This is a genomic window from Stenotrophomonas sp. SMYL11 (assembly GCF_036320005.1).
GTDB classification, from domain to species: Bacteria; Pseudomonadota; Gammaproteobacteria; order Xanthomonadales; family Xanthomonadaceae; genus Stenotrophomonas; species Stenotrophomonas maltophilia_A.
The window spans coordinates 402375-420269 of sequence record NZ_JAWIRS010000002.1 but is presented as its reverse complement, the minus strand read 5'-3'; the positions used below and the strand labels follow the sequence as shown (position 1 = coordinate 420269).

11 protein-coding genes are annotated in these 17895 nt (G+C 66.4%); 5 read left to right on the top strand and 6 right to left on the bottom strand.

Annotated elements, in window-relative coordinates; all coding sequences use genetic code 11:
* Nucleotides 1–56: 56 nt before the first annotated feature.
* The 4 genes from V3B46_RS05840 to V3B46_RS05825 form a co-directional block, all read right to left on the bottom strand.
* Nucleotides 57–2249 (bottom strand): TonB-dependent siderophore receptor, encoded by a 2193-nt coding sequence (locus V3B46_RS05840; RefSeq protein ID WP_329891362.1) that lies wholly within the window; start codon nucleotides 2247–2249, stop codon nucleotides 57–59.
* A gap of 268 nt (nucleotides 2250–2517) precedes the next feature.
* Complete coding sequence (gene mqo, locus V3B46_RS05835; protein WP_154262741.1) at nucleotides 2518–4218, bottom strand: malate dehydrogenase (quinone); 1701 nt, start codon at nucleotides 4216–4218, stop codon at nucleotides 2518–2520.
* Nucleotides 4219–4401: 183 nt separating this feature from the next.
* Entirely contained in the window at nucleotides 4402–4848 is a 447-nt protein-coding gene (locus tag V3B46_RS05830) for a GNAT family N-acetyltransferase (protein WP_329891361.1), read from the bottom strand.
* A gap of 170 nt (nucleotides 4849–5018) precedes the next feature.
* Complete coding sequence (locus V3B46_RS05825) at nucleotides 5019–5924, bottom strand: LysR family transcriptional regulator ArgP (RefSeq protein WP_329891360.1); 906 nt, start codon at nucleotides 5922–5924, stop codon at nucleotides 5019–5021.
* A 138-nt stretch (nucleotides 5925–6062) separates the two neighbouring features.
* Here V3B46_RS05825 and V3B46_RS05820 point away from each other — a divergent pair, with 138 nt between their 5' ends.
* Both V3B46_RS05820 and V3B46_RS05815 read left to right on the top strand, forming a co-directional pair.
* Nucleotides 6063–6698, top strand: coding sequence for a LysE/ArgO family amino acid transporter (locus V3B46_RS05820; RefSeq protein WP_005408523.1), 636 nt, complete (start codon nucleotides 6063–6065; stop codon nucleotides 6696–6698).
* Nucleotides 6699–6865: 167 nt separating this feature from the next.
* Nucleotides 6866–8848, top strand: a complete 1983-nt coding sequence (locus V3B46_RS05815; RefSeq protein WP_329891359.1) for an alpha/beta hydrolase family protein — start codon at nucleotides 6866–6868, stop codon at nucleotides 8846–8848.
* A gap of 58 nt (nucleotides 8849–8906) precedes the next feature.
* Here the strand turns inward: V3B46_RS05815 and V3B46_RS05810 are convergent, their stop codons facing one another.
* Together V3B46_RS05810 and V3B46_RS05805 are read right to left on the bottom strand one after the other, a co-directional pair.
* Nucleotides 8907–10661 (bottom strand): peptide MFS transporter, encoded by a 1755-nt coding sequence (locus V3B46_RS05810; RefSeq protein WP_329891357.1) that lies wholly within the window; start codon nucleotides 10659–10661, stop codon nucleotides 8907–8909.
* 123 nt (nucleotides 10662–10784) lie between these two features.
* A complete protein-coding gene (locus tag V3B46_RS05805; RefSeq protein ID WP_329891356.1) occupies nucleotides 10785–11933 on the bottom strand; it encodes an acetyltransferase domain-containing protein in 1149 nt (382 codons plus the stop codon).
* Between the two features lie 199 nt (nucleotides 11934–12132).
* Here V3B46_RS05805 and V3B46_RS05800 point away from each other — a divergent pair, with 199 nt between their 5' ends.
* The 3 genes from V3B46_RS05800 (at nucleotide 12133) to V3B46_RS05790 (ending at nucleotide 17781) form a co-directional block, all read left to right on the top strand.
* Complete coding sequence (locus tag V3B46_RS05800; protein WP_329891355.1) at nucleotides 12133–14097, top strand: OPT family oligopeptide transporter; 1965 nt, start codon at nucleotides 12133–12135, stop codon at nucleotides 14095–14097.
* Nucleotides 14098–14316: 219 nt separating this feature from the next.
* Nucleotides 14317–16395, top strand: a complete 2079-nt coding sequence (locus V3B46_RS05795) for a S9 family peptidase (RefSeq protein ID WP_329891354.1) — start codon at nucleotides 14317–14319, stop codon at nucleotides 16393–16395.
* Nucleotides 16396–16536: 141 nt separating this feature from the next.
* The gene (locus tag V3B46_RS05790) at nucleotides 16537–17781 is read left to right on the top strand and encodes a DUF819 family protein (RefSeq protein ID WP_329891353.1); all 1245 of its coding nucleotides are present in this window, start codon (nucleotides 16537–16539) and stop codon (nucleotides 17779–17781) included.
* The last annotated feature ends 114 nt before the right edge of the window (nucleotides 17782–17895 follow it).

The window sequence follows — 17895 nt, the reverse complement described above, 5'->3', positions numbered from 1 at the left end:
AGGGCGTGCCGACCAACGGTCGGCACCCACCGGGCACCCACCGGTTCGCGGGCCCCTCAGAACTTCCAGCGCAGGCTGGCCGACACGAAGCGCGGTTCGCCGTAGTTGTTGTAGTCCAGATTCGCCCAGTAGGTCTTGTCCAGTGCGTTGCGCACGCTCAGGGTTGCCGTCCAGTTGTCGCTGATGCGGTAGTTGGCGTTGAACTGCACCAGCATGTAGGCCGGCTGGTTCACCGTCACCGTGCCGCCCAGCGGGTAGGCGATGTTGTAGCCCTGCACCTTGCTCTGCCACTGCACGCCACCGCCAACGCTCAGGCGTTCCAGCGCACCGCGCAGCTGCAGCTGGGTGTTGAGCTGCAAGAGATCCTTCGGCGGGTTGGCGTACAGCAGATCGGTGGCGGCGCGGGTGACCTTGACGTGGGTGTAGCCGGCATTGACCGTCCAGCCCGGCAGGATCTCGCCGTTGACGTCCATTTCCCAGCCGCGCGCCTTGGTGCCGTTGACGCCGACGTAGGCGGAGGTGCCATCGCTCAGCGACCCCTCCGGCACGCCCATGTCACGCACCGCGTAGTTGTCCTGCTTGGCTTCGAACACGGCGGCATTGGCGGTCAGGCGGCCATCGAACCACTGCGTCTTGATGCCCGCTTCCAGGTTCGAGCCCTGTACCGGCGCCAGCAGGTTCTCGTTGCGGTCCTTGAAGTTCTGCGGGTTGAAGATCTCGGTGTAGCTGGCATACGCCGAGACGTTCGGCGTGATGTCGTAGACCAGGCCCACGTACGGGGTGACTTCATCACTCACCTTGTATGCACCGCTGGTGCCGGTATAGGCGCCTGCGGCGTTGTAGGAGCGGCTGAGGGTTTCCCAGCGGCTCAGGCGCGCGCCGGCAATCAGCGACAGCGGATCGGCCAGGCGCAGGCGGGTGGCCAGGTAGACGCCACTCTGCGTGGTCTTGGCCACGCGGCGCGCGCCGGTCCGGCGGTACGTGACCTCGGAGATGTCGCCGTTCCAGCTGTACACGTTGGGAATGTAGTAGCAGCGTTCGCCGCCGCAGCGTGCCCAATCGTTCGGGAAGTTCAGCGCCAGGGTGTTGGTGGTGCCTTCCAGGTCCGACCACTGGGCGCCGAGGGTCACGTCGTGGTCACGGCCGAACAGATCGAAGCTGCCGGTCAGGTAGGCATCGACGTTGCGCCGGGTGTCCTTCGAATCACCGGCGGCCGCACGCAGGAAGATGCCCGAGCCGGTCACCGGGTCCGGGTTGCCGGTGCCGTACAGGCGCACGTTCTGCACGTTGCCGCGGGTGTAGGCGGTGTTGATCTTCAACAGCCAGTTGTCGCCGAAGCGCTGCTCCAGGTTGGCGAAGGCAGTGTTGCTCTCGCGCTTCCAGTAGCTCCACTTCGGCGACAGGTTGGTCGAGCGCGGCAGGTGCGCGAAATTGCCCTGGTTGTCGAAGAACGGCACGGTGCCCCAGGTCGAACCGGTGGGGTTGTTGTCCTGGCTCTGGTAACCGAGGGTGATCGTCGTGCTGTCGGTGACGTCGCCTTCCAGCACCGCCATGCCGGCCATCTTGTTCTCGTCGTAGCGGTCGTAATACAGGCCACGATCGGTGTAGGCGGCGACCACGCGGCTGCGGAAGCGGCCGTCATCGGTCAGCGGCGCGGTCACGTCCGCCTCCATGCGCCGATAGTCCCAGCTGCCGGCGCTGACCGCGAACGAGGCATCGAACTCCTTGCCCGGGCGCTTGCGCAGCAGATTCACCGTGGCCGACGGCACGCCGGCGCCGCTGAGCAGGCCGTTGGCACCGCGGATCACTTCGATGCGGTCGTAGAAGGCGGTGTCGTATTCCTGGTTGGTCGAACCGCTGTAGGTCGGGATGCCGTCGACCTGGAAGTCAGTGATGGCGAAGCCGCGTGCGTAGTACAGCGGGCGCTGGGTGTCATAGAAGGACACGCTGACGCCGGTGACGTTGCGCATCACGTCGTTGATGCTGAACAGCGATTCGTCCTGCAGGCGCTTCAGGCTGATCGCAGTGGCCGACTGCGGGGTTTCCTGCAGGGTTATCGGCAGGCGGGTGGTGCTGGCCGGTGGCGCGGATTTTTCGGCGCGCACGCTGACCCGGTCCAGGGTCTTGGCATCTGCGGCGCCATCGGCCGCAGCGAACGCACTGGATGCGGCCAGCAGGGACAGCGACGAAAGCAGGGCAGCCGGCAGCAGCGCACGGCGGGGCAGGCGGTTACGGAGGGGCAGGGACATGGTGGGTTCGAAGCTCGGAGACGGGAAGGGGGCGGCAACAGGCGTCCAGCACCCGGGGCGGCGGCTTCGGGCACATCAGGTCCGTCTGGGAGGAGCGCGGTCACTGCGCAGGACGCAAATGTAAATAATTCTTAACAACATTACAATTCGCGTCATTGTGCATGGGATTCCCGGCACCGGGCATCGCTTTCTGCAGCAGGGAGCGGCCCAAACGCGAACGGCCACCCTAAGGTGGCCGTCCGTGTCTGCTGCAGGGAATCTGCCAGGCTTACAGCGCCTGCAGTTCCTCGTTGGCGTTGCGCTTTTCCTTGGCCGGCGCCGGAACTGCTGCCGGCACTACCGCCGGGGCCGGAGCCGCCGCATTGGCGTCCACCGGCACCTCCAGGTACGGCAGGCGCAGGGTCTGGCTGGTCAGCGTGCGGATCTCGTTGACCAGCGCGGCGTTGTCGTTGAGCTTGCGCCCGTACGACGGCACGATCTCGCGCAGGCGGGTTTCCCAGCCAGCCTTCATCTGGTCCGGGAACGCCTTGGCCATCAGGTCCAGCATGATCGGCGGCGAGGTCGATGCACCCGGCGAGGCGCCTAGCAGGGCGGCGATGGTGTGGTCCTTGTCGGTCACGATCTCGGTACCGAACTGCAGCACCGGGCCCTTCAGCGGATCACGCTTGATGATCTGCACGCGCTGGCCGGCGGTGACCAGCTTCCAGTCGCCCGGCTTGGCATTGGGGAAGTACTTGACCAGTTCGGCCTGGCGGTCGGCATCGTTCAAGCGTGCCTGGCCCATCAGGTACTGCACCAGGTCCAGGTTGTCCTTGCCCACTTCCAGCATCGGGCCGACGTTGTTGTGGTTCACCGACGAGTACAGGTCCCACCACGAGCCGTGCTTGAGGAACTTGGTGCTGTACAGCGCGAACGGCCCGAACAGGACCACCGGCTTGCCGTCCAGCTTGCGCGCGTCCAGGTGCGGCACCGACATCGGCGGCGAACCGGTTTCGGCCATGCCGTAGGCCTTCACACCGTGGCGCGAGGTCACGTCCTGGCCCTGGAAGGCGAGGAACTGACCACCGACCGGGAAGCCGGCGTAGTCCTTCGATTCCGGAATGCCGGACATCTGCAGCAGCTTCAGCGCGGCGCCACCGGCACCGATGAACACGAAGCGGGCGTGGGTGGTGGACTCGGTTCCGGCCTTGAGGTCCTTCACCGTCACGTTCCAGCTCTTGTCAGCGTTCTGCCGCAGTGCGCTCACTTCGTGGTTGAGGTGCAGGCTGAAGTTCGGGCTGCGCTGCAGGCCGGTGGTCAGCTGGCGGGTGATCACACCGAAGTTGACGTCGGTGCCCAGCGGCATCCAGGTCGCGGCGACCTTCTGCTTCGGGTCGCGGCCTTCCATCAGCAGCGGTGCCCACTGCTTGATCTGTGCCGGATCTTCGGAGTACTGCATGCCGTAGAACAGCGGATTCTTCACCAGGGCCTGCTGGCGCTTGTGCAGGTAGGCGATGTTGTCATCGCCCCAGACGAAGCTCATGTGCGGGGTCGGGTTGATGAAGTCGCTGGGTTGGCTCAGGCGGCCTTCCTTCACCTGGTGCGACCAGAACTGGCGTGAGACCTCGAACGATTCGGCGATGCCGACCGCGCGCTTGGTCTCGATGCTGCCGTCGGGCAGTTCCGGGGTGTAGTTCAGTTCGGCGAAGGCCGAGTGGCCCGTGCCGGCGTTGTTCCAGCCGTCGGAGCTTTCACCGGCGACGCCGTCGAGGCGTTCGTAGACCTGGATGTTCCAGTCCGGCTGCAGTTCCTGCAGGTAGGTGGCCAGGGTGATGCTCATGATGCCGGCGCCGACCAGCACAACGTCGACGGGCTTGTCGTTGCTGGCGGCGGGCACCGAGCGCTGGGTCAGCGGCCAGTACAGGAACAGCGCGGCGGCCAGCAACAGCAGCACGAGCAGGGCGAGCAGGGCCTTGCCAAATTTCTTCATGGGGGGCGGGATCGTTGGCGGAGGGGAAGGGGTCAGGATGCGCGTGGGGCAGGGAAAGGGCGTGAAGAAACAACGCCTTGCGCCATCCATCCGCGATTCTAACCGGATCCGGTCCGTTTTTGATGCAACGCAGCATCCGACGTTTCGCGGCCCCGCCAGGCGAAGCGCCGGGCCACGCCCGGCTCAGACCAGCTCAAGAATCTCGTCACCGGCCTCATCGATCTCGCCGGTCGGGCGCCAGCCCAGGCGCCGGTAGAAGCCATGCGAGCGCGAACGCGGGTCGGCCGAGCAGGCCAGGAACAGCCGGGTATGGCCGGCATCGCGGGTCAGGCTGACCACTTCCTGCAGCAGCTGGCGGCCGATGCCATGGCCCTCGTACTCCGGCAGCAGGGCCAGCACCAGCACCTCCCCACTGTCGCGGTCAGCGAAGCAGTAGCCGGCCATGCGCTCCCCTTCCCAGGCGACGCGGCCGATCGAATCGCCCTGGGCGATGCCGGCCGCCCAGCTTTCCGGCGTGATGCCCAGCTCCGCCAACTGCGCGGCACTGAAGGCGTTCTCGCGGGTGCGCCCGCGCAGGTCGATGCAGGCGGCGGCATCTTCGGGGCGCGCATCGCGGACGAATACAGGCATGCAGGGCATCCTTGCAGTTATCGGCCGGCCAGTATCCGCATCACGCATGGACCCGGTGTGGAGACTTCGTGGAGATTGGATGGAGCAAAAAGGGGACGGAGGGGATTAAGTCGTTTAAGGCCCATACGTCATACAGGGCAAATACGACTTAATCCCCTCCGTCCCCTTTTTCAGCGCTTGCGCCGCACCAGCGCGGAGGAGGCGTCCAGCACTGCGCGGGTCAGCAGGGCCATGGTCTGCACGTCGCCCTTCCAGTGCTGCCAGTACAGCGGCACGTCCTCCCACGCGCGCTGGCGAACGTAGACCAGTCGCCCGGCGTCCAGATGCCGTTTGACCAGGGGCAGGGGGTTCATGGTCCAGCCCATGCCGCCCAGATTGGCCTGCACGAAGGCGCGGGTGGAGGGAATCCACCAGGTCGGCGCGGTGCTGGGCAGGTCGTCGCCGGCCATGCGCCGGGCGAAGCGCGACTGCATTTCGTCCTTGCGGTTGAACACCAGCACCGGGGCCTGCGCCAGCGCCTGCGCGGTCACGCCCTTGGCAAAATGGCGTTCGCGGAATTCGGGGGTACAGGTGGCGGCGTAGCGGATGCTGCCCAGCGCGTGGATCTGGCAGCCCTGCACCGGCTCGTCCAGTGTGGTCACTGCGCCCAGCACGGTGCCCTGGCGCAGCAGTTCGACGGTGTGGTCCTGGTCCTCCACGCGCAGGTCCAGGGTGGTGCCGGTGCTCTGCGCGAACTGCGCGGCGGCCTGCGGGAACCAGGTTTCCAGGCTGTCATGGTTCACCGCCACCGGGATGCTGGCCTGCGGCAGGTCCTCGTCGGCCAGGCCCATCCGGTGCAGCGCGTCGTGCTCGAGCAGGGCGGTCTGCTCGGCCAGCTGCACCAGCACCTGGCCCTCGGCGGTGGCGGTGGCCGGGGTGCCGCGCTTGACCAGCAGGCGACCTACCCGATCCTCCAGTGCCTTGACCCGCTGCGAGATGGCCGAGGGCGTGACATTCAGCGACTGCGCGGCGCGGTCGAAGCTGCCCTCGCGGATGACTGCGGCGAGGGCGCGCAGCTGGGCATGGTCGATACGCATCGAATTAAGTTCCGCTAATGTTGGTTTAGGAAGTTTAGCTCGTCTTTTTCATGTTGCGGCGCGACAATGGCGCCCGTTCCGGTGCTGTCCGCCTTCGCGAGGCACCGTCCCCCCAAGCAAGCAAAGGCAGTGAATCCCATGTTCTCGGTCATCTCCGCCAGCACCGGCCTCGGTGCCTGGTTCTCTGGTGCAGCTACCGGCATCGGCCTGTTCGCCGTGGTTGGGGCCCAGAGCGCCTTCATTCTGCGCCAGGGCATCCTGCGCAAGCACATCGTGCCGGTGGTTGCCACCTGTGCGGCCATCGATGCGATCTTCATCTTTGCCAGCGTGGCCGGCCTGCGCACGCTCACTTCGGCGCTGCCGTGGCTGACCACCGCCGTGCTGTGGACCGGTGTCGCGTTCCTGGCCTGGTACGCCATGAAGTCGGCACGCCGTGCGATCGCCGGTGGCGGCGGGATGGGCGAAGCTGACAGCGACGACGGCAGCCGCCGCGCGGTGCTGATGGCTGCGGTCGGCTTCTCGCTGATCAACCCGCACTTCTGGCTGGACATGATGGTGATCGGCTCGATCGCCGAGAACTTCGGCAACGCCCGCATGGCCTTCGCCGCCGGTGTGGTGACTGCCAGCTGCCTGTGGCTGACCGCGCAGGGCCTGGGCGCACGCCTGCTGGCGCCGCTGTTCACCAAGCCCAGCACCTGGCGCGTGCTCGACGGCACCATTGCCGTGATCCTCAGCATCCTGGCCCTCACGTTGGCGGTGCGCGGGGTCCATTGACCCGGCGCACGCCCCCCGAACCCACGTCCTGACTCTCTCTCCAAGGTAGTGGTAACGACGGCACCGGCAACGGTGCCGTCGTTTTTTCTGCCGATGTGGCGCGGCAAACGGTCACGTGCCTAGAATCGTGCATCCGGACAGGGTGTCCGGTTTTCCATGGGGGAAGGATGCGCAGGATTGTGCTGGCTGTACTGTTGGGCGCGGTTGTGGGTGGGGCATCGGCCGCAGCGCTGGACCTGGATCGCTATCTGCGGCAGGAGTCGTTTACCGACATCAAGATTTCACCGGGGGGCGAGTACATCGCCGCGACGGTTCCGCTGGAGGCGGGAACCGCATTGGCGATCTACCGCATTGCCGACATGAAGATGGTCGGCAGCTTCCGCCCGCCCCGCAACGATCACGCCCACACCTTCGACTGGGTCAGCAACGAGCGGCTGCTTGTGGGCATGGCACAGAAGTTCGGCGTGCTGGACCGGCCGACGCCGACCGGCGAACTGTTCGGTATCAATGCCAACGGCAAGGGCGGCGAGCTGCTGGTGGGGTACCGGGTTGCCGACCAGAGCCTGGGCACCAACATCAAGGTCAAGCCGGCAGGCCTGGTGGCCGCCTACCTCAGTGATGAGCTCAAGGACGATGACCGCAACGCGCTGGTGACGGTGATCCCGCTGGTCGGCAGTTCACATGCTCAGGTCGAGCGCATGGATGTGATCACCGGTCGCCGCAACGCCGTGGCGCGCGCTCCCATTCCCGATGCGGACTTCACGACCGATGAGCAGGGCGAGGTGCGTTTCGCACGCGCTGTCGTTACCGATGGCACGCAGAAGCTCTACTACCGCACGGGCAGCAACAGCGACTGGATCCTGCTCAATGATGAATCCCTGAGCAAGCGCATCGAGGCGCCGCTCGGCTTCTCGGCCGATGGTCGCCTGGCGTACCTGCAGGTCGAGCAGGCAGACGGACCTGATGCCATTGTCAGCTGGGACCCCCAGAGCAATGAACGACGCACCGTGCTGCGCGATGGGAGCGCCGACCCGGCGCGCATCATCCGGCGCCCCGGCAGCCGCGTGCCGGTCGGGGCCCTGTTCCTTGGCAGTGCGCCGCGAACGGCATTCTTCGATGACGCCTCGGACGACGCTCGCCTTTACCGCAGCCTCGAAGCCGGCCTGGGCGGAGCGGTCTACATCACCTCCAGCACGCGCGATGGCAAGACGGTGCTGGTGGAAACCTGGTCAGGCAGCAATCCGGGCGATTTCTATCTCTATGACACGGTTGGCAAGAGTGCACGGCACCTGATCAGCCGCAGCGACTGGATCGACCCCGCGCTGGCGGCGGAGGTGCGTCCGATCAGCCTGACGGCGCGTGATGGGCGTCCGCTGCATGGCTTCCTTACCGTTCCGCATGGCCGCGAGGCCCGTGCGCTGCCGATGGTGGTGGTGCCGCACGGAGGTCCGATCGGTGTTGCCGACCAGGGCACCTATGACACCGAGACACAGATGCTGGCGGCGGCAGGTTACGCGGTACTGCAGGTGAATTTCCGCGGCTCTTCCGGCTATGGCCGGGCCCACATGCAGGCCGCGCGAAAGCAATGGGGGCTGTCGATGCAGGATGACGTCACCGATGCCACGCGCTGGGCGATCGAACAGGGCGTGGCCGACAAGAACCGCATCTGCATCTATGGAGCCAGTTACGGTGCCTATGCGGCGATGATGGGGGCGGTGCGCGAACCGGGTCTCTACCAGTGCGCGGCCGGCTACGTCGGCATCTACGACCTGCCGTTGATGTACGCCCGCGGAGACATCCAGAGCGATGAGTCAGGCCTGGCCTACCTGCGTAACTGGCTGGGATCGCCCAAGGATCTGGCAGAGCATTCCCCGGTGAATCTGGCCGCGCAGGTGCGGGTGCCGGTATTCCTGGCCGCGGGTGGCCAGGATCAACGTGCGCCGATCGTGCACAGCGAACGCATGGAAGCTGCGTTGAAGAAGGCCGGCTCGCCGGTGGAAACCCTGTACGTCAAGAATGAAGGGCATGGCTTCTATTCCCCTGCCAACCAACGTGCGTACTACAGCAGGTTGCTGGCTTTCCTCTCGCGCAGCCTGGGGGGGCAGGTGGCCGGGCAGGCCGCGCCTGCGGAGAAGAGCAGCGCGCCCTGAACAAGCCGGGGGCGGTGGATGACCGATCCGCCGCCCCCGGAGTTCGCCTGCATCGGGCTTACTTGACCCCGTGCATCATCTTCTTCAGCAACGGCGCGGCGATGAAGGCGGCCAGCGCACAGCCCAGGCCGATCCACATCAGCAGCCAGAAAAGGTGCGCATAGGCACCGGCCGCGGCCACCATGTCCAGCGATTCGCCTTCCGGCACCTCGATCGCGGCCAGCTTGCCGAACAGCGCGGCCAGCGTCTCCGAGAATGCGGTTGCCAGGAACCAGGTGCCCATCATCAGGCTCATCACCCGTGGCACGGCGAGCTGGGTCACCGCCGACAGGCCGACCGGCGACAGGCACATCTCACCGCTGGCCAGCAGGAAGTAGGCCAGCACCAGCCACCACACGCTGGCCATCTCGCCGGTGGCGCCTACCTGCTGTGCGGCCAATGCCAGCGGCACGAACGACAGCGCGCCGATCACCAGACCCCAGGCCGATTTGACCGGCTTGCCCGGTTCCCAGCCGCGGCGGTCCATCCACGTCCACAGCGCGGCGAAGGCCGGTGCCAGCAGCACCAGGAACAACCCGCCCAGGTAAGTGAGCGAGCCGGCGGTCTGCGGAATCACCAGGCAGTCGCGCACCAGCAGCACCAGCATCAGCACGACGATGGCGGCGAAGAACGTGCGTGGCGCAGCCGAACCCGGGCGGCGCTCGGACAGCCGCGCGCTGACCACGAAGCCCAGCGGTGCCAGCAGCAGCGAGATGATCGACCACGGCAGCGGCGTACCGCCGGTGATCACCAGCGAGGGCACGATGTCCTTGGTCAGCAGGCGGTCGGTGAAGGTCACCCAGGAGCCATACGACTGCTCGTACATCGTGAAGAACACCAGCGCCATGAAGATCAGCACCATCAGCGCGATCATCTGCTGGCGCTGCACCGGCGTGCACTTGCTGCCAGTGAACCAGGCGAACCAGACCAGCACGCCGCCCAGCACCACCAGCATCAGCATCAGTGCCAGGCTGATTTCACCGCCCAGCGCGAACGCGCCGTTGCCGGCCGCCCACATCAGCCATGCGACCGGCAGCACACCGAGCACCGCGCACAGATAGATGAGCCATTCGCGGGGCAGGCCCAGCACCTTCTGCTTCAGCGCGGCCGGTTGTGGCGGCTCGGCGTGGCCCTGCAGGTACTTCTGGCCCCACAGGAACATCGCCAGGCCGGCCAGCATGCCGATGCCGGCCGCACCGAAACCGTACTTCCAGCCATAGGCCTCGCCGAGGAAGCCGCATACCAGCGACGAGAACAGCGCACCCAGGTTGATGCCGGCGTAGAACAGCGAGAAACCCGAATCGCGGCGCGGGTCGTCCTGCGGGTAGAGCTTGCCGACGATGGTGGAGATGTTCGGCTTCAGGAAGCCCACGCCCATGATGATCAGCGCCAGCGACAGGTAGGTCACCGCCAGTGCCGAGGTGTCGCGCACCACTTCGCCGTTCACCCGATACGCGGCGTGGCCTTCGAAGGCCATGCCGAGGTGGCCGAGCACCAGCAGGATGCCGCCGAACAGCACCGCCCGGCGCATGCCCAGCCAGCGGTCGGCCAGCATGCCACCGAACACCGGGATGCAGTACACCAGGCCGCCATAGGCACCGAGCAGGTCCAGGCCGGCCTTGTCGCCGAACAGGTGGTACTTGGTCAGGTACAGCAGCAGCAGCGCCTTCATGCCATAGAAGGAGAAGCGCTCCCACATTTCGGTGAAGAAGCAGACGTAGACGCCCTTGGGATGGCCCAGGAAATCGTCGGAAGCAGGAGCGGCAACGGTCATCGACGGCGGGGACAGCGGAAAGGGCGCGATTATAGGCCTGCAGCGGCGGGCGCGCCCGGTAGCGCCGTGCCAGCTTCCAGTAGTAGATCCATGCCATGCGTGGATGGCCGCCCGATTGATGGCCTACAGGTACCGCAGCCACGCCAGATCGCGCCTTCGTGCCTTGAACCGCGCGAACGCCCGCGTCGGCGGATACAGCACCACTGCGAGTGCGCAGGCCACCAGCAGCAGGCCGCTGACCGAATCCAGCGCATACAGGCCGCCGTGGGTCGGCCCCCAGATCGCCAGTGCGCCCAGGTACAGCCCCTTCAGCACATACAGGTGCAGCAGGTAGAAGAACATCGGTGCTGCACCAATGTCGGCCAACGGCCGCAGCGCACGTGCCACCGGCGGCCACTCGTACAGGCGCAGCAGCACCAGTCCCACGCCCAAGGTCAACAGCAGGAACTGCAGCGACGGCGGGTACTTGGTGATGTTGAACACGCTCATCCAGGTTCGCAGCGCGCTGGTCTGGTACTGCCACGGTGCATCCCCATACTGATTGGCGAACCGCAGCAGCGCGAACAGGGCCAGCGCGCCGACGCCTGCCCACAGCAGCCAGCGCTGGCGTTGCGCCGGGTCGCGGCCGCGGGTGAACCACGGCCCCATCAGGTAGCCCAGCGCGATCACGCCGATCCACGGCAGCACCGGGTAGGAAGTGCGCAGGCGCAGCGCGCCGGCCTCGATCCAGTCGCGCTGGTGCAGCACTTTCCAAAGCATCGCCAGCAGGCCGTGGCCTTCCACTCGCACGCCATCCAACAGGTTGTGCCCGGCCACCACCGCGACTGCCAGCACCAGCAGGGCCGGGCGCGGCAGCCACAGAAGGCCGGCCAGCGCGATCATGCTCAGCCCGATGGCCCAGATCACCTGCAGGTACAGCGTTTCCGGCGGCAGCTGGAAGGTCCAGGCGAAATTCACCAGGGTCAGTTCCAGCACGACCAGGAACAGCCCGCGCTTGAGCAGGAACGCGGCCGTGGCCCGGCGCGGATCGGCCTGGCGCTGGCCGTACAGCCAGGCCGAAAGCCCGGTCAACAGGACGAACACGGGTGCGCACAGGTGGGCCAGCAGACGGCAGGCAAACAGCGCAGGGGAGACCGTCGATGCGTCCATCGGGTCGCTTACCTGATGCTGCAGGAAGAAGGTCTCGCGCACGTGGTCCAGCAACATCAACAGCATCACGGTGCCGCGCAGCTGGTCGATGGAGGCCAGGCGAGGGGAGGGGGAAGGGGGCATGCGATGCAGTAACAGCAAGGTAGTATTAAGATATAACATATCATTTGCTGTGCGCCCAGCCGGACTTTGCCGGGTCGGTCGATTGCCGGTCCACGCACTGGCCCATTGCGCTGCAGCACACGCCCCATCCTTTGGCACGCTGGACTTGATCTGCCCTGAACGCTAGCGTGGCAGGGATTTTTTGCCAGCAGGGGCTTCCATGAACCACGACGCTGCGCCCAAGCAGCTCACCTTCCGCGCAGTGGCCCTGGCCATCGTGCTGGCGGTGGTGCTGTCAGCGGCCAACGCCTACCTCGGTCTGTTCGCAGGCCTGACCATCGCCACCGCCATTCCCGCCGCGGTCATTTCCATGGGCGTGCTGCGCCTGCTGGGAGGTGGTTCCATCCTCGAAAACAACATCGTGCAGACCGGCGCCTCGGCCGGTTCGTCCATCGCCGCCGGTGTGATCTTCACCATCCCCGCGCTGGTGATCATGGGCTACTGGCCGGACTTCAAGTACTGGTGGGTGCTGGGCATCGCGGGCCTGGGCGGCCTGCTGGGCGTGCTGTTCTCGGTGCCGCTGCGCCGTTCGATGATCGTTGAAGACCCGCTTCCGTTCCCGGAAGGCAAGGCCGCGGCCGAAGTGCTCAAGGCCGGTGAGAACCCGGGCCCGGGCCTGAAGATCCTCGGCCTGTCGGCAGTCATCGGTGCCTTCGTCAAGCTGGCCGCGGAAAGCGGCATGCGCCTGATTCCCGATGCCTGGGCCACCTCGGCCTATGTCGGCAGTTCCAAGGTCACCGCCTTCATCGGCACCAACCTGTCACCGGCGCTGCTGGGCGTGGGCTACATCGTCGGCCTCAACGTCGGGATCGTGGTCGTGTCCGGCTCGATCCTGACCTGGCACATCGCCATCCCGATCTACCAGGCGTTCTTCATGAACACCGATCCGGCGCTGGCCGCCTCGATCGCCACCGCCTCGTCCACCGAAGCGGCGTTCGCCATCTGGGGCGCGAAGATGCGTTACCTGGGTGTCGGCGCGATGCTGATCGGCGGCATCTGGACCCTGATCTCGCTGCGCAAGTCGCTGCTCAATGGCGTCAAGAGCGGCTTTGCCGCTGCCCGCAAGAGCGGTGGCCCGGTGCTGGCGCACACCGAGCGCGACCTGCCGATGAAGTGGATGCTGGTGGCCCTGGTGGTCTTCGTGCTGCCGCTGCTGGCCCTGTACCAGGCCATCGTCGGCCAGTGGCACGTGTCGATCCCGATGACCATCATCATGATCGTTGCCGGCTTCCTGTTCGTGTCGGTCTCGGCCTACCTGGCCGGCTTGATCGGTTCGTCCAACAACCCGGTGTCGGGCATCACCATCTCCACCATCCTGTTCGCCTCGGCCGTGCTGGTGGTGCTGCTGGGCGCCGATGGCCTCAAGCCGGTCGGTGCCGGCGGTGCGCCGCTGGGCGCGGTGGCGGCGATCATGATCGGTGCGGTGGTGTGCTGCGCCGCGGCGGTCGGTGGTGACAACCTGCAGGATCTGAAGGCCGGCTACATCGTCGGTGCCACCCCGTGGAAGCAGCAGCTGATGCTCGGCATCGGTGCGTTCTCGTGCGCGCTGATCATGGCCCCGGTGCTGAACCTGCTGGCCACGGCCTACGGCATCGGCGTGAAGTCCGAGCTGCACCCGAACGCGCTGGCCGCCCCGCAGGCGAACCTGATGGCGTCGGTGGCCAAGGGCCTGTTCGGTGGCGAACTGCCGTGGACCTTCATCGGCATCGGTGCCGTGGTCGGTGCGGTCATCATCGCCTTCGACAGCTGGCTGAAGTCGCGCAACTCGCGTTTCCGCGTGCCGGTGCTGGCCGCCGCCATCGGCATCTACCTGCCGCTGGAATTGATGGTGCCGATCTTCCTCGGCGGCCTGATCGCTCACCTGGTCGAGCGCTTCCACAAGGTGCGCGCCGATGACGAAGAAGGCCGCGACCGCGTGCACAAGCCGGGCGTGCTGTTCGCCGCCGGCCTGATCACCGGCGAAGCGCTGATGGGCATCGCCATCGCGATTCCGATCGTGGCCAGCAGCCGCGCCGACGTGCTGGCCGTGCCGTTCCACCTGCCGGGCGCGCAGTGGATCGGCCTGGCCGTGCTGTTCCTGGTGGGCTGGCTGATCTACCGCACCGGCAAATACACCAAGGCGTAAGGGGCGGGTAGTGCCGGCCGCTGGCCGGCAATCCCGGAATCCCGTGATACCCCTGGCTGCCGGTTGCCGGTTGGCGGCCGGCACCGCAAACCGCGCTACGGCGCGGTTTGCTTTTTCTGGCGACGGGGCTGCGCGCCGCGGGCAGCCATGACCGATGGCCTTGGCAGCCCCGGCCGCGCGGGCCTACCATCGGATTTTTGCCGTCGTGCGGAGACCCCGATGAAACTGCGTCATGCCCTGCTGCCACTGAGCCTGCTGGCCGCCCTGCCCAGCGTTGCCGCTGCCCGTGGCCTGGAAGTCCGCGACATGGTGGCCATGGACCGCGTCTCCGCGCCGGTACTGGCCGCGGACGGTGGCACTGTGGTGTTCGCCAAGCGCAGCGTGGACGCCAACCTGAAGGCCTCCACCGCGCTGTTCGCGCGCAACCTGCGCACCCGCGATGCGGCACCGCCCAAGCAGATCACCCCGGCCGGCTGGAACGTCAATTCCGCTTCGCTGTCGGCCGATGGCCAGACCGTCTACTTCCTCAGCGCCAGGAACGGCAGCCAGCAGCTTTACGCGCAGCCGATCAACGGCGGCACCCCGCGTCAGCTGACCGACTTCCCGGTGGACGTTGACAGCTACCACGTGTCACCGCAGGACGACCGCGTGCTGTTCAGTGCCGGCGTGTTCCAGGCCTGTGCCTCGGACCTGGCATGCACCGAGAAGAAGCTGAAGGAAAAGAAGGACGCCAAGGCCAGCGGCCAGGTGTGGGATTCGCTGTTCGTGCGCCACTGGGATACCTGGAACGACGGCCGCCGCAACACCCTGTTCGTGGCACCGCTGCCGGCAGCCAAGGCCGGCGCGGTGAAGGGCGCCTCGGCGCTGAGCGCGATCATCGACGGCGATGCACCGTCCAAGCCGTTCGGTGGCAATGACGATTTCGCGTGGTCGCCGGATGGCGCCAGCGTGGTGGCCAGCATCCGCGTGGCCGGCAAGCAGGAGCCGTGGTCGACCAACTTCGACCTGTACCGCTTCGACGCTGCGGGCAAGCAGGCGCCGGTCAACCTGACCGCCTCCAATCCGGCCTGGGATGCCGGCCCGGTGTTCAGTGCCGACGGCAAGACCCTGTTCTACCGTGCGATGAAGCGCCCGGGCTTCGAAGCCGACCGCTTCGGCCTGATGGCGATGGACCTGGCCAGCGGCAAGAGCCGTGAGATCGCGCCGCAGTGGGATCGCTCGGCTGGCGGCATCAGCCTGTCCGCCGACGGCGCCAGCATCTACACCACCGCCGATGACCTCGGCGAGCACCCGCTGTTCCAGATCGACGTGGCCAGCGGCAAGGCCACCAAGCTGATCGGCGACGGCAGCGTGACCTCGGTGGACGTGGCCGGCAACAGCGTGGCGATCACCCGCAACAGCCTGAAGAGCAACGACCAGGTGCTGGTCGGCCTGCTGCCGGCCGCCGGCGAAGCCATCGGCGAGCTGCGCGCGCTGACCCCGGCCGCTGGCGACGTGCTGAAGGACGTCAGCTTCGGTGACTACGAACAGTTCGAGTTCAAGGGCTGGAACAACGACACCGTGCACGGCTATGTGGTCAAGCCGCACAACTACCAGGAAGGCAAGTCGTACCCGGTCGCGTTCCTGATCCACGGCGGCCCGCAGGGCAGCTTCGGCAATGGCTGGAGCTACCGTTGGAATCCGCAGACCTATGCGGGCCAGGGCTACGCCGTGGTGATGATCGACTTCCACGGCTCCACCGGCTATGGCCAGGCCTTCACCGATGCGATCAGCCAGCACTGGGGCGACCGCCCGCTGGAAGACCTGCAGAAGGGCTGGGATGCGGCGCTGAAGAAGTATTCCTTCCTCAACGGTGACAAGGCCTGTGCGCTGGGCGCCAGCTACGGCGGCTTCATGGTCAACTGGATCGCCGGCAACTGGAACGGCCCATTCAAGTGCCTGGTCAACCATGACGGCGTGTTCGACCAGCGCATGATGGGTTACGCCACCGAAGAACTGTGGTTCACCGAGTGGGAGCAGGGCGGCACGCCGTACCAGAAGGCCGCGAACTACGAGAAGTTCAACCCGGTCAACCACGTGGCGGACTGGAAGAAGCCGATCCTGGTCATCCATGGCCAGCAGGACTTCCGCATCCCGGTCGAGCAGGGACTGGCCGCGTTCACCGCCGCCCAGCGCCAGGGCATCGAATCGAAGTTCCTGTACTTCCCGGATGAAAACCACTGGGTGCTGAAGCCGAACAACAGCATCCTGTGGCATGACACCGTCAATGCGTGGCTGAAGCAGCACATCGGCAACTGATGACTGCGGCGCCGCCCTTCGGGGCGGCGCTTTTGTTTCACCATCTGCTTTACCGGTGGGTGCCGACCGTTGGTCGGCACACCTTCCTGATCTGCCGCCAACAGCAGCCGGCCAGCGGCCGGCTCTACCCAGAGCGCCTGCATGCCCTCGACCGCCCTGATCCAGAACGACATCGTCGTCTTCGGTTTGATCGCCGCCACCCTGGGCACCGTGTTCTGGACCGCCTCGCGCGAACAGGGCCTGTGGAAGCGCTTCTACACCTTCGTGCCGGCACTGCTGCTGTGCTACCTGATTCCCGGCATCTACAACACCGTCGGCCTGATCGACGGCCAGAACACCAAGCTCTACAACCCGATCGCACGCGACATCCTGCTGCCGGCAGCGTTGATCCTGCTGACCCTGGCGGTGGACATCAAAGGCATCCTGCGGCTCGGCCCGAAGCTGGTGCTGATGTACCTGGGTGCGTCCGCCAGCATCATGCTGGGTGCGGTGGTGGCTTTCCTGGTGATGCGCGCGCTGCATCCGGAAACCGTGGCCGGTGACACCTGGGCCGGCATGGCCGCACTGGCCGGCAGCTGGATCGGTGGCGGGGCAAACATGTTGGCGATGCGCGAAGTGTTCGACGTCAACGCCACCACGTTCGGCCAGTTCGCGGTGGTCGATGTCGGTGTCGGTTACGTGTGGATGGCCGCGCTGATCTTCCTGGCCGGGCGCGCAGCGAAGATCGACGCGCGCAGCGGTGCCGACACGTCGGCCATCGATGAGCTGAAGGAGCGCATCGCGCGCTTCCAGGCCGAGCACGAGCGCGTTCCCAGCCTCACCGACCTGATGCTGATCGTGGCGGTGGCCTTCGGCGGCGTGGGTCTGTCACACGCAATCGGTGCGCCGCTGGCGGCATGGTTCAAGGCCAATGTCAGCTGGGCCTCGCAGTTCAGCCTGGATGCGCCGTTCGTGTGGGTGGTGGTGCTGTCGACCACGCTGGGCCTGAGCCTGAGCTTCACCGGTGCACGCACGCTGGAAGGTGCGGGCGCCTCGCGGCTGGGTTCGCTGCTGCTGTACTTCCTGATTGCCTGCATCGGCATGCAGATGGATCTGCTGGCGCTGCTGGACCGCCCGTGGCTGTTCCTGCTCGGCCTGATCTGGATTGCCGTGCACATCGTGCTGCTGTGGTGCCTGGGCAAGCTGCTGAAGGTGCCGTTCTTCTATTTCGCGATCGGTTCGCAGTCGAACATCGGTGGCCCGGCTTCGGCGCCGGTGGTGGCTGCAGCGTTCCATCCGGCCCTGGCGCCGGTGGGCGTGTTGCTGGGCACGATGGGCTACGCCACCGGCACCTACCTGGCCTACATCGTCGGCATTACCCTGCGCGCGCTGGCAGGGCAGGGCTGACGGGGGAGTGCCGGCCGCTGGCCGGCAGCCTCGTGAACCCGTGAAGCATCATCGGGTTGCCGGCCAGCGGGCGGCCCGACCCATGCGGTAAGCCCACCCCACAACCCCGGGCGA

Bases quoted from the DNA above. Each gene is read 5' to 3' on its own strand.
- V3B46_RS05810 (WP_329891357.1), bottom strand. From the start codon at position 10,661: ATGACCGTTGCCGCTCCTGCTTCCGACGATTTCCTGGGCCATCCCAAG.
- V3B46_RS05805 (WP_329891356.1), bottom strand. From the start codon at position 11,933: ATGCCCCCTTCCCCCTCCCCTCGCCTGGCCTCCATCGACCAGCTGCGC.
- V3B46_RS05790 (WP_329891353.1), top strand. From the start codon at position 16,537: ATGCCCTCGACCGCCCTGATCCAGAACGACATCGTCGTCTTCGGTTTG.
- V3B46_RS05815 (WP_329891359.1), top strand. From the start codon at position 6,866: ATGCGCAGGATTGTGCTGGCTGTACTGTTGGGCGCGGTTGTGGGTGGG.
- V3B46_RS05800 (WP_329891355.1), top strand. From the start codon at position 12,133: ATGAACCACGACGCTGCGCCCAAGCAGCTCACCTTCCGCGCAGTGGCC.
- V3B46_RS05820 (WP_005408523.1), top strand. From the start codon at position 6,063: ATGTTCTCGGTCATCTCCGCCAGCACCGGCCTCGGTGCCTGGTTCTCT.
- mqo (WP_154262741.1), bottom strand. From the start codon at position 4,218: ATGAAGAAATTTGGCAAGGCCCTGCTCGCCCTGCTCGTGCTGCTGTTG.
- V3B46_RS05795 (WP_329891354.1), top strand. From the start codon at position 14,317: ATGAAACTGCGTCATGCCCTGCTGCCACTGAGCCTGCTGGCCGCCCTG.
- V3B46_RS05840 (WP_329891362.1), bottom strand. From the start codon at position 2,249: ATGTCCCTGCCCCTCCGTAACCGCCTGCCCCGCCGTGCGCTGCTGCCG.
- V3B46_RS05825 (WP_329891360.1), bottom strand. From the start codon at position 5,924: ATGCGTATCGACCATGCCCAGCTGCGCGCCCTCGCCGCAGTCATCCGC.
- V3B46_RS05830 (WP_329891361.1), bottom strand. From the start codon at position 4,848: ATGCCTGTATTCGTCCGCGATGCGCGCCCCGAAGATGCCGCCGCCTGC.